This is a genomic window from Microbispora corallina (genome assembly GCF_016863035.1).
Classification (GTDB): Bacteria; Actinomycetota; Actinomycetes; order Streptosporangiales; family Streptosporangiaceae; genus Microbispora; species Microbispora corallina.
Window position 1 is genome coordinate 60,305 of sequence record NZ_BOOC01000039.1, and the last position, 13,374, is coordinate 73,678.

General features: G+C 72.1%; 1 protein-coding gene. It reads right to left on the reverse strand.

What is annotated here, in order from left to right; translation table 11 throughout:
- Positions 1 to 79: 79 nt before the first annotated feature.
- The gene (locus Mco01_RS31945) at positions 80 to 13,171 is read right to left on the reverse strand and encodes a Tc toxin subunit A-related protein (protein ID WP_204060568.1); all 13,092 of its coding nucleotides are present in this window, start codon (positions 13,169 to 13,171) and stop codon (positions 80 to 82) included.
- Positions 13,172 to 13,374: the final 203 nt, after the last annotated feature.

Consider the following 13,374-nt stretch of genomic DNA (forward strand, 5'->3'; position numbering starts at 1 on the left):
GCACGGTGCGGGTGGGTGGCGACCAGCAGCCGGGTGATCCCGTGGTCGGCGACCGCACGGCCGCCGACCACGGGAGGGGTTAGATGGCGCGGTAGGTGAAGATGAGCCCGACCGTGCTGAGTGTGGACGGATCGCCGTCGGCGGTGAAGGTGATGTCGTCCGCGGTCATGCCTGCCGCGCGGACCAGGGAGCCCTCGGTGAGGGCTGTTCTCGTGTCGCCGCCCAGCAGCAACCGGACCGAACCGACATCCTCCGGATCGGTGCTGTTCGTGACGTACGTCGCCGCGACGCCGGTGAGCTGGCGTCCGGTCAGCCGCGGGAAGAGCGCGGGGGTGAGCGGCAGCGTCAGTCGGTCGGTCTCCCCTTCCGTGAACGCGGACCACTCGTCGGGGAACTCTTCGGCGACGTCGATGTAGCGGGCGGCCTGGTACGGCTTGAGCATGCCCTTGACTGCGTTGGCGAATACCGCGCCGCCCTGGTCGGCGACGTATTTCACGACGATCGTCACGTCGGACAGGTCGGCGGACGGCAGGCCGGACGTCTCCAGCCGCCACGTGGACACCGCCCCGGTGCCTTCGAACGGCAGGTATCTGTCGTCGTCGAAGCGCAGCTCGAACAGGCCGTTGTTGTCGCGGCCCTCTTCGACGTCGGACAGCGCGATCTGCTGTCCGGCGCGCCAGTCGGAGCGGACCGTGGCGGGGGCCGCGCCGCGGCCGTCGATGAGGTGGCGCACCGCGGCGGGGTCGGAGGTGAGCACCGTGCGGTGGCCGAGCTGCGTGAGCGTCGCGTTGACGTCGATGATCTCCTCGGGGTTCTCGAACGTGACGGACACCGTCTTGATGCGGCGGCGGTAGTGGCCGGGGAAGTCGCGGTCGTACATCGCCTCGGTGAGCGCGAACTCGCAGCGGCCTTCGGACTTGAGTTTCAGCAGCGCCAGCGGGTCGAGCGCGAGCAGCGACACCCGCCGGGTGATCTCCAGGCCGCGCATGTCGCCCGCGAGGTACGCCGTGGCGAGCCGTTGCAGGTCCTGGCCGAGCGCCTCGCCCGCCATCAGGCCGTTGCGCCGGCTCTCCCAGTAGGCGGGCCTGATGAACGTCTGGTCGGTGCCGCGTTCGTACTGGTAGGCCCGTTCGGCCGCGCGGGCCATGTCGTAGGCCATGTTGTACGACTGGAAGTACAGCGTGGCGAGCCGTCCCGACATCCACTGGTACAGGTCGACGTTGCTGAACTTGCCGGTCATGAAGTCGGCGACGGCCTGCGCGTTGGCGATCTCCTGGTTGGTGAGCTCCAGGTCGCGCTGGGCGGAGGCGAGCTGGGCGGCGGCGGACGCCACCTGGTGCTGGATCTCGGCGACCTCGCCCTGGGAGACCATGAGCTGGAACTTCCAGTCGCCTTCCTGCCGTTCCTGTTCGACGCGGACGGCGAACAGCTCGCCGGTGACGCTGAGCGCCTCGCCGATCGACGAGGCGACCTCGGCGCCCTTGTCGAGCACCTGCCCGACCTGTTCGCCGCCCAGCTCGGTGCCCATGATGAACGGTCCGACCAGCGCCTGCGGCGCCGCGAACGCGATGGCCGCGCCGATCTTGAGCCCACTGGCGTACAGGTGGGCGATGGACGCGCCGGTCATGGCGGCGATCTGGGCCAGCTGCAGCGGGGTCAGCCCGGCCGCGATCAGGTCCTGATAGTACGTGACCCGCTTGTTGGCGTAGTCGAGCGAGACCTGCGCCTCCGCGAGGCTCTCGGCGGCCGCCCTGACCTGCGCCTCCTTGATCTCGCGCATCATGATCTGGATCGCGGTGTCCTGCCGGGCGCGCAGCAGGTTCAGCTGTTCGCCGTCGCGCCGTTCCAGGACGCTGACCAGGTCGCCTCCGAACTGGCGCAGCTCGTCCACGAGCTCCTGGGCCTTGCGCATGACGAACGAGAACCGGTAGTGCGGCACCGGCGCGCTCGCCCCGGCGACGACCTGGTCGGGGCTGAGCCCGGCGGCCGCGCCGCGTACCAGGGCCATGACGTCGGCGGGCGGCTCGAACAGCGGCAGCGGCCGGCTGACGCCCATGATGTCGAGCGACGCCCTGATCTTGCGGAGCCGGTCCTCGACCCTGGTCCAGTAGTCGCCGAGCACGGAGTTGCCGGGGATGAAGTAGTACGGGTGCGCGACGCTGGTGTGGATCGCGCCGAGGCCGTCGAGCATCCGGCCGCCCGCGGTGATCCGCTCCGCGGCGGCGTCCGGGGTCCACTCGGCGCTCCGCAGGTCGTCGTAGGTGAGGGTGGGCGACAGGGCGCGCGGGCCGACCCCCTCGGGACGCCTGCCGAGCAGGTCGTAGGCGAGGACGTACAGCATGCGGGCCTCGTCGATGCTCTCCATCGTGTACTGCCGGAAGAGCATGTCGCCCCAGTCGAGCAGGTTGTCCACGTACGCCATGACGACGGCCCGCCGGTACGCCGTCGGCCGCAGCTCGGCGATCGTGTGCGGGTCGAACGGGTCGTCCTGGTACGCCTTGAGCAGCGCGCCGTGGTCGCCCATGAGGTTGTACTGGGCGCGCAGCCGGGCGAGCATGGCGACCTTCTCGCGCAGCGCCACCGCGGTGGCGTTGCCGGTGAGCAGGCCGAGCGCGGTGTCCACGGGGGTGAGCACGTCGGCGGCGAGGCCGTCGAGGAACACGCCTTCCTGCGTGGTGAGCGTTCTGGCCTGCTCGAACGCCGGGGCGACGGCCTCGACGCCGATCAGGACCTGCCGCAGCGCCGTGGAGATGCCGGGGTCGGCGAGCGCGTCGAGGTCGGCGCGGCAGGCCGCGACGAGGGCGCGCACGTCCACCGCGAGGAACGGCAGGAACCGCCAGTATCTCTCCTGCTCGGTGGGGTCGAAGACGTACTCGTACCACTGCCGGGCGTCCTCGAAGCGCTGCGCGGTGGCGAGCGCCTGCGCGATGAGCATCGGCGCGTGGAAGAAGATCTCCCAGTAGTAGCGGCCGTTGGCGCTGGAGAAGTCCAGGTGCGTGCTGGCCGGCATGCCCGCGACCTCCGGGCGCACCTTGATCGTGGTCGGCCCTGAGGTGGCCTTGCTGAACGCGGGCAGTTCGTCGGTCTCCTGCGCCTGCGGGGCGAGCAGCGCGGGCACGCCGCCGACGAGCAGCCGCCGGTTCAGCTCGAACGCGCTGCTCGACGTGAGCCGGACGATCTCGTGCGGCAGCCCGGCGTACTCGTACGGGCGGGGGACGACGGTGTCCTTGGGATAGCTCGCGTACTGGGGGCCGACGAACAGGTAGAGCTGGCTGTCGGCGTCGAGCATGCCGGTGAAGCCGGTCGGCAGGGAGTGCCAGTTGCCCGCGATGTCGTGGAAGGCGTCGGGGGTGAGGTCGCCGGGCTCCTTCCCGGCGGGGAGCACGGCGTACTTGCCGTCGCCGAACACGTAGCGCCGGTCGCCGCGCCCGAACACGCCCTGCACGCGCTGGGGGAGCGCCCTGGGGTAGCCGGGGTCGGCGGTCCTGGCGACGGTGTCGTCGTCGACGAGCGAGTACCGCATGTATTCGAGGCCGCTGGTCAGGTAGACCTTGCGGTCGGCGTGGTAGACGGCGTCCACCAGGCCGGTCGTGTTGATCCTGGTGGGGATGCCGCCGAGGTCGCGGGTCTGGCCCGTGCTCCGGCCGCCGGGGCCGTCCACGAGGTACGTGCCCGCGCCGTTGTCGAAGTAGTGCCAGCTGTCGCCGTAGGCGAAGGCGGCGTCCAGGCGCCGCCAGGCGGGCAGGCGGTCGTCGCCGCTGTCGGTGAGCGCCTTGGGGTAGCCGGGGTCGGGCCGGTCCTGGCGGTCCACGCGGTCGGGCTTGTCGGGCCTGTCGTTGCGGTCGCCGCCGTAGCGGACGTACTGGCCGCCGGTCACGACGAAGGTGCGGCCGTCGCGGACGAACACCGCGTCGGGCAGGGTGCGGTTCCACCCGTCGCGCAGCTTCCTGGGCAGCCCGGACGGCGCCGACTCGTAGTACGTGCCGTCGGACAGCGCGAAGCACTCGGCCCCGGTGCCCGAGTTGAACGCGAGGTCCACCTGGTCCCAGTGCGGGAATCCGTCCGGGTTGTCGCGCAGCGGCTTGGGGTACCCGGGCTGCAGCGCCCCGAACGGCGTGCCCCGGTAGCAGTAGTACTGCGGCCCGGAGAACACGTACGTCAGGTCGCCGCGGACGATGACGCCGTCCACGGCCCCGGTCATCGTCAGCGAGTTGCCGACGACGCCCCACGTCCTGGCGGTCACGTCGTTGCTTGTCCGCAGCTTGCCCCTGGTCTTGACCTCCAGGAACTCGCCGCTGCCGGCGGCGGTCCCGGTGAAGAACAGGCGGGTGCCGCCGGGCAGCTCGACTGCCGCGTCGATCTCGGCCCAGGCGGGCAGCCGGATGCCGTTGTCCTTCAGGTCGGTCAGCACCGGGTCGGTGCCGGGGTCCACGGTGATCGGGCGGCACAGGAAGCTCCCGCCCTTGTGGTCCACGCTGAACCACGGCCCGTCCTGCGACCCGGCCGGGCTGTTGAACCGCACGACGCCGGCCGGGTCGACGGGCGCGCCGCCGGGCTCGTCGAAGATGCGCGACAGCTCGACGAGCCGGGCGGGCTCGGCGGGCGCGTCGACCGGCACCGCGTACAGCTCGGGGGTGAGCGCGTGCGCCGCGGTGACGGTGACCGGGCCGGTGGGCCGGGCGACGGTGTAGGTGCGCGACACCACGATGGAGTCGTGCACGCCGGGGTCTCCGCCGGGCAGCGTCGCGGACGCCTGGACGAACAGGTGGACGTCGCTGATCTGGCCGTCCTCCAGCGCGCCGGGCGGCAGCTCCTGCGCGGGCACCCACTCCTTGTTGAGGTTGTAGAAGGAGTAGTACACGCGCACCCGGTGCTTGGGCGGCGGCGCGGCGACGCTCTGCTTGTCGCCGCTCTGCTTGGTGACGATGGTGGTGGCGCCCGTGGCGTCCGGCGCGACGGTCTCGACGACGCTCCAGAACACGAATACCCGGCCGAACGCGTGGACCGGGTCCACCCGGTCGGCGTCGATCTGGATGTCCACCTTGACCCACGGCTCCCAGGTGGCCGACAGCCGCATGCCGTCGCGGAACTCGGCGGAGCGGTAGTAATGGCGGCGCGGCTCGGTCCTGGTGCGGCCGAACAGCACGAGCTGGCGGGTGCCCTCGTCGTCGCCGTCGGCGGAGTAGACGTACGCGCCGGCGATGGCGAGCCGGGAAACCTCGGTGTACTCGTCGAGGTAGCGCTTGTAGGCGCGCTGCACGCTGTCGGCGGTGATCTCGCCCTGGAGCAGGTCGTTCTCCAGTTCGCGGAACGCGGGGGTCTTGGTGTCGCGCAGCTCGGGCCTGATGTAGTTCTCCGGGTACAGGAAGACCTTCCTGTTGGCCTCCCAGATCCGGTAGTTCTTCAGCCACGCCCACCACGACTTGATCTTCTCCCGGACGTCGGCCGCGGCGGCGCCGGGGTCCTCCAGGTCGAGAAGGTAGCGGTGGATGTAGAGCTGCGTGGCGGCGATGGCCTCGCGCACGGGCGAGGTCGTGCCCTCCGGGCCCATTTCGACGTCGGCGAGCACGTGCTCGTACAGGGCGCGGACGTCGGCGAGGCCGGGGTTGAGGCGCAGCGCGGCGGGCAGCAGCGCGTCGCGCTTGAGGACTTTCAGCTCGCCCTCGACGACCGCCGACAGGGCCTCCCACTCCTGCGGGGCGTGCCGGCGCTCCAGCAGCAGCGCGAGCGCATCCGCGGGCGCGGACCCGGCGACGACCTGCGTGTACAGGTCGGACGGGCCGGCTCCCGCCCGTCCCGCGAGCCGGAACACGTCCACCAGGGCGAGCAGGAACTCGATCTCGAAGCGGTCCTCCTCGGCGGGGAACGCGCTGATCAGCCCGGCGTTGCGGCGCAGCCAGCGGACCTCCTCGGCCTGCCAGCCGAACAGCGCGGCGAGCCCGGCGAACGGGTCGGGGCCGCCCGCGTCGAGCAGTTCGGCCAGGCCGGGGTGGGTGCGCGCGAGCGAGGCGAAGCCCGTGATGGTGTGCACGTCGGTCAGCCGGTAGTCGGCGAGGCCGGACCAGCGGTGCCGGAACAGCTGCGGGAACGTGCGGTCCACGTCGTCGTACGCGCCGGAGTAGCGGACGTACCTGTCGCAGCGGGCCAGGTAGGTGCGGCCCTCCACGACGAACGCGCCACAGATCCCGGCCTCGAACTCGGCGGGGAGCGCGCCCCAGTCGTCCCTGATGGTGCGCGGGTAACCCTCCTCGACGAGGTCGAGCGCGCCGGGCCGGTACTTCACGTACTGGTCGCCGCGGAACGCGTACAGGTCGCCTGCGGGGGAGACGAACGCGGCGTCGATCACCGGGGCGGCGGTGAACTCGTTGCGGATCTTCCCCCACTGGTCGCTGACCGCGCGCGCGGTCGCGCCGTCGTGGAAGAGCGTGCCCTTGAACAGGTACAGCGTCCCGTTCGGGGCGCGGAACGCGGCGTCCAGGCCGTCGTCGAACGCCTCGGGCAGCGCGCCGACGCGCAGGTCGCCGGCGAGCGCGGCGGCGATGGAGCGCGGGTAGCCCTCGTCGGGGTGGTCATAGGCGGAGCCGGTGTAACGGACGTACTGGTCGCCGGAGAACAGGTAGGTGTGGTCGTCGCGGACGAGCGCCGCGTCCACGCGCCGGCGGTCCTGTATCGCGTTGCGCACCCGGCCGAGCAGCGCCAGGTCGTACGTCTGCTCCGGGGCCCGCGACGCGACGTGCAGCACGCCGCCGACGACGAGGTAGGCGGTGCGCCCATTGGCGACGGCCGCCCGCACGACCGGGCCGCTCCCCAGGTCCGCCACGGCGTCCTCGAACGTCTCGGGCAGCGCGGCGAACGCCGCCTCGGCGCGCAGGTTGCCCGCGATGAGCTTGGGGTAGCCCGGGTCGGCGTACTGGTAGTCCGGGCCGGTGTACCTGACGTACCGCGTGCCGGAGAACAGGTAGGTCGTGTCGTCGCCGAAGACGATCGCCGCGTCTACGCCGCGGCTGCCGTCGTCGGGCAGGAACGGGTTGACCGACCTGCCCCAGCGCTGCCTGATCGGTGCGGGTGGGTCGAAGACGCGGTTCGCGTACCGGGCGTAGTGCTCGGTGAAGAAGAAGTACGTCGCGCCGTCCGGAGCGGTGAACGCGGCACGCAGCACGTCGCCCGGCGGCAGGTCGCGGCCGAAGCCGCGCCACACCCGCTCGATCGGCCGCGGGTAGGACCACTGGCCGGTCTCGCTGAGCTGCACGCACCGCTCGCCGTTGAGCAGGATCATCGTGTCGCCCTCGAAGAGCACGGCCGACGGGACGGGGAACCCGTCGGGCGCCTTCCAGAACGTGGCGTCGGCGAGCGCCGGGTAGCCGGGGTCGGGGTCGGCGTACGGGCCGTACTCGCCGCTGTAGACGACGTGCCGCATGACGCCGTCGTCGTCGGGGTGCTCGAAGAGGTAGGTGACGCCGTCGCGCACGTAGGCGAGGGTGACGCTGGTGAGGCCGCCCCAATGACCGACGATCGGGCGGGGCCCGCCGTCGGTGGTGTCGAGGGTGTCGAGGGTGTCGGTGTAGGTGACGAACTGGTCGCCGCGGAACAGGTAGGTCTTCCCGTCTCGACCGACAAACGCCGCGTCCACCGCGTTGTCCTGATAAATCGTGTTACGGGGGCGGCCCCACTCCTCGGCCGCCGGGTACTCCTTGCCCAGCTGAGTGTTGTAGCAGTTCGCGCCCTTGAACAGGTACGTCGCGCCGTCCGCGCCGGTGAGCACCGCGTCCAGGCCGGTCCGGTAGTCCTCCGGCACCAGCCGCAGGGTCAGCGGCCGGACCGTCTCCTCCACGACCGGGCCCTCCAGCGCCGCGCGCCTGGCCCAGCCCGTGTCCCGCTGCACGAGCACCGCGCCGTTCTCCACGAACGCGCAGGTCACCGCCGCGAGGTCGAGGCCGGGGTATGCGCGGTACACGGTGTCGGACACCACGTGCCACTGGCCGCCGCGGAACAGGTACACGTTGCGGTGGTCGGCGAACGCCGCGTCCACCCCGTCGAACTCGATGGACAGCGCCGCCATCCGCGGCTCGGTGCGCAGCGCCGACAGGGGACGCGGGTAGCCGTTCTGGACTACCGAGTAGTCGCCGCCGGCGTAGCGGACGTACTGGTCGCCGGAGAACAGGTACGTGTAGGTGTGCGGCACTGGCGCGCCGTCCACCGTCTCCACCACGTCGAGGACGAGCGTCGCGTCCACCCGGCCGGTGCGCGCGATCGCGTTGGCGACGTTGCCCCAGAACGCCCCGACCCGCGCCGGGAACCGGTCGTCCACCCGCGTGTAGTCCGTGCCGGAGTACCTGACGTACTGGTCGCCGTTGAAGACGTACGTCTTGCCGTCCCGGCCGACGAACGCCGCGTCCACCCGGTCGAACGGGATGCTGTCCCACTGCTCGCGCAGCTGCGCGGGCTCCGACCACCAGCGGTGCCGCGCGTCGAACACCACGAACCGCGACCCGGAGAACAGGTATGTCCGGTCGTCGCGTCCGGTGAACACCGCGTCGATCGTCGCGAACGCCGGGTCGGCGGCGAGCCTCACCGGCAGGTTCCACCAGTTCTCGGCCTGCGGGCGCGGGTACCCGGCGTCGGGGACGGTGTAGTCCCTGGTCGAGTAGCGCACGTAGAAGACGGTGTCGTCGCCCAGGACCTTGATCCGGTCGCCCGCCCTGCGGATCGTCAGCGTGATCGGGCCCTCGGCGACGACCTGCCACTCGGGCGACGTCCCGGTGACCGGCGCGTCGTCCGGCACGGTCACGCCGTGCTCGCGCAGGCGGCGGCGCAGCGCCACCGACAGCCGCCCGTCCGCCAGCTCCGCCTCGTACGCGGCGGGCAGGTCGAGTATCTGGCCGACCGGGCCGAACAGGTGCGTCGCGCCGTCCAGCACGAACGCCGCGTCCACCCGGTCGAGGCCGCCCCAGTCTCCCGCGATGCCGCGCGGGTAGCCGAGGTCGACGACGGAGTAGTCGGCCGAGGAGTAGCGCACGTACCGGTCGCCGCTGAACAGGTAGGTCCTGCCGTCGCGGCCGGCGAAGGCGGCGTCCACCGTGCCGCTCGGCAGGACCGGGGCGAGCACACCCCAGCGCAACGCGGTCTGCGTGACCTCGCCGGAGCCCGTCGGGCCGAGCGCGACGGTCCTGCCGTCCTTGAACAGGTGGATCGTGCCCGTGGCGTCACGGAACGCGGCGTCGAGGCCGGACTCGAACCCGGCGGGCACGTCCGGCCGCCAGTCCTCGATCCTCACCGGGTTGCCGTCGGCGACCCGGACGCCGTCGTTCTCCGGGCTGTCGGTCATCCTGGCGACCTGGTCGCCGCTGAACAGCAGGTAGCCCTCGGCGTCCGCGTACGCGGCGTCCAGCCGGGCCGCCCCCTCGAACGCGTTGCGCGGGCGGCCCCACCGGTCGGCGAGCGGTCGTTCGACGGTGCCGTCGAACCAGCGATCGCCGCTGAAGACGTGGGTGCGCCCGTCGAGGCCGTGGAAGGCGGCGTCCACGTTCCGCTCGAAGCCCGCGGGCAGCGGGGTGTCGTTGCCCTCGCGGGTCCACCAGTCGGCGACGGCGCGCGGGTAGCCCTCGTCGGCGACGGAGAAGTCGGAGCCGGAGTAGCGCACGTACTGGTCGCCGCAGAACAGGTAGGTGCGGCCGTCGGCGTCCACGAACGCGCCGTCGATCTTCTTGGGGTTGTCGAACGTGGTGCGCACCTTGCCCCACACCTGCTCCTTCGGCCCCCAGCGCAGCCCGCCCCGCGACCGGACGAACGCGTGCGACCGCCCGTCCACGCCGCGCCCGACGAGCCACTCGGCGCCGTCCGGCAGCGTGAAGCCGGCGTCCATCCCGGCGAGCCCGGAGAAGTGCGGCGACAGGTCGGTCAGCGCCTTCGGCAGCGGGTCGGCGAGCGCGTACGTGGCGGCCGAGTAGACCCAGTAGCTCGCCCCTCGGAACAGGTAGATCTTGTCGTCCCAGCCGGTGAGCAGCGCGTCGATGCCGTCCACGCCTGGCGGCAGCGCGAGCGGCTCGGGGAACTTGCCCGCCAGGTCCTGGTCGTGGAACGCGACGCGCACCCCGGCGGCGTCCAGGCCGAGCTTGGCGGCGAGCCTGGCGAACCGCCTGATCCGCCGGTAGGTGCGGCGCAGGTGCGGGTCGCCGGGCAGGACGGTCAGGTCGCCCGCGAGCGCGGGCGGTACGAGCAGGTCGAGGGCGTCCGGCGTGATCGCGTCGCAGATGGCCGCGACGACGTCGGAGGGGACACCGAACGCGTCCTGGAGCACCGCGAGCACCGCCGTGTGCTGCCGCTCGGCGAGCGCCGCGACCCGGTTGGCGATCTCGGTCATCGCGTCGGTCGTCTGCTTGGCGACCGCGTGCAGCAGGAAGAAGACGTCCTTGCTGTAGTCCTCCGCGCCGGGGAGCGTGAAGTCCAGCGCGTTGGTGACGGTGGCGAAGTAGTGCAGCATGTCGCGCGGCACGCCGAGCGCCGGGTCGAGGTCGCCCGCGTCGGCGAGCAGCGTGACCAGCTGGCTCCGCTCCTGCTCGTCGAACCCGAGGTCGGCCACCGCCGCCATGTCCAGCTGGTACGGCGCCTGCGCGCGCACGATCGCGCCGATACGCTCGTACACGACGACGCCGTCGGCCTCGGTGAAGCCCGCGCCGAGGTCGAGGTAGCCTTCGGCGTCGCCGAACAGGTCGCGGGAGTCCTCGCGGACCCGGCCGTCCTCGGTGATCGAGCCTTCCAGCAGGTCCACCACGCGCCTGGCCCGCGCGTCGTCGGCGACGTGCAGGAAGTCGCCGGCGCCGAAGGTGAGCAGCTCGCCGCGGGCCGCGTCGACCTGGTCGCGCAGGGCGTCGAGGATGAGGCGGCGCTCCGGGTAGAGCTCCAGCGGCACCGGCAGGTCGTCGGCCCCGAGCGTCAGCAGCGCCACCGGGTCGGTGTACGCGCCGTCGGCGTCGAGCAGGCCGTTGAAGCGCAGCAGGTCGGTGAGCTCGGCGACCTGCGCCTCGGGGAGCCGCAGATCCGCGAGCACGCCGGGGTCGAACGCGATGGCGGCGGCGTCGGCGTCCTCGATCCTGGCCGCCACGACGTCGAGCACGGCGGGCGTGAGGTCCACGATGTCGGCGGACGGGGAGAACAGCTCCACGTTGTCCGGGTCGGCGAAGAACTCCTGGTCGGCGATCTGGCCGTCCTCGTCCAGGTAGCCGTTGTAGACGAGGTTGTCGTACAGCTCCTCCTGGTCCACCTCGTCCAGGTCGGGCAGCAGCGCGGCGACGTCGGACGGGTGGAACGCGTCCCCCGCCTGGGCGAGCGCGTCGAACAGGACGGGCGCGAGGTCGTCGAAGAAGCCCGCGAGGAGCAGGTCCTCCGGAACGTCCTCGACCGTGAGGCGGCCGTCGGACTCGAACAGGCCGAACAGCACGAGGTTGGCGAAGATCTTGGCCCCGACCCGCGGCGCGAGCCCGATGCCCTGGAAGTCCTCCTTGGTCAGCACCGGCAGGTCCGACACGGCCGCGTACGCGGCGTCGGCCAGCCGCGCCGGATCGGCTCGCAGCAGGCGCGAGTCGCGCGGCGAGACGACCCCGTCGTCGTAGGCGGCGAGCACGTCGTGCACGACCTGCGCGGACCGCTCGTCGAACCGGTCGGACACCAGCGACTCGGGCGTGAAGGCGACGTCGGCGAAGCGGTCGGCGATGCCGGTGAGCACCGCCAGCTCCTCCTCGGCGTCCTCGGCCGTGGCCGGCTCGCCGAGCACCTGCCCGAGCTCGGCGACGGCGAAGCCGGACGCGGCCAGCCAGGCGTTCACCGCGCACAGCGTCTGCGTGAGCCACAGCGCGGCCTGCGGGTCGTCGCCCATGAGCGTCTGGTGGCAGTCGCCGGGGCCCGCCTCGGTCACCGGCAGCGCGGCGAACGTCGAGTACCTGACCAGCGCGGGGTCCGCCTCGACGGCCGCGATCAGGCCGAACAGGTCTTCCACCGGCATGCCGAGCGCCGCGGTGAGCCGGGCGACCCGGGCGAGCAGCGACAGCGCGGGCGACCCGATCGCCCGGTCGAACGGGCTCTCCTCCAGGGGCCCGTCGTAGTGGTCGCGGAAGTGCTGGACCACGGCGACCAGGTCGGCCTCGGCCATGTCGAGCGCGACGGACAGCCGCAGCCGGTACTCGCGGTTCTGCGGCCCGAGCACGTCGCCGGACGGCGGGGCGAGCGCGGCGGCCTCGCGCGGCACGCGGCGCATGGCGAGCGTCGCGACCACGTCGAACGGCACGCCGTACGCGTCGCGCAGGTCCACGGCCGCGGCGAGCAGGCGCAGCGCGGGGCCGTCGAGCGTGCCGTCCGCGCAGGCGGCGAGCACGAGGTCGAGGTCGGGGAAGGCGAGCCCGGTGCGCCTGGCCAGCCGGACGAACCGGTTGACCCGGTCGAACCACTCCGCCGGGACGGCCGCGGCGGAGTCGTCGGCGCGCACCAGGGTGAGCCCGTCGTCGGAGACGCGTACGACGGGACCGCCCGCGTGCACGAAGAAATCCTCGGGGGAACGTTCCAGAGCGTCGTTCTGATCGGGGTCGCCGTAGAGCACGACGCTCAACTCGTCGCCGTGCAGCGCGGTCGCCGCCAGGAACGCCTCGACGTCGGTGAGCTCGGCGAGTGGCCTGCCGTACAGCTCGGCGATGCCGGCGTCGTCGGCGCGCGGGGTGGTCACGACCTCGACGTCCAGGGAGGTCAGCCGCAGCCGCTCGCGGGCGACCCGGCCGGGGTCGAGGCGGCCGGTGAAGACCCGGTAGAGCTCGACCGGGTCGAGGCCGAGGTGCCGCAGGTAGGTGGCGACCCGCGCGTCCTCCAGCGAGAACGGCAGCCCGGCCGGGTGCCGCAGCGTCGCCAGCGTCTCGTACGGCCGGGGCCCGACGAGCCCTTCGAGTATCCGCACCACGATGTCCAGGTACGGCACCGGCGGGAACGTGTTGCCGGCGTCCAGCGGGATCGCCGCGATGTCGGGCCTGCGCCGCAGCAGCGCGGGGTCGTCGAACGCGTCGTCCAGCAGGTTGAGCAGGTCGGTGAGGTAGGCGGCGGGCGAGTACACCGAGCGCGCCTCGTCGCCCGCGCGCAGGTCCAGATCTCCGAAGAGCCGTTCGTAACTGGGTAGCCAGGCATCGCTGTGCACGTAGGCACATCCCCTCAGTAATCCCGAATCGGCCCCCGAATCGGCCCCCCATGATTTCCGATCGGGGCGGATGGGAGCTATGTGGCGGGAAGGTGATACTTCCGACCTTGGGACCTCCAATCAGTGGACCGCGCCAATCCGGTCGTTGACCACGCGGCGGCTCGGGACATAACGTCCCGTAGTCGCACTCAACGCCGTGAGAA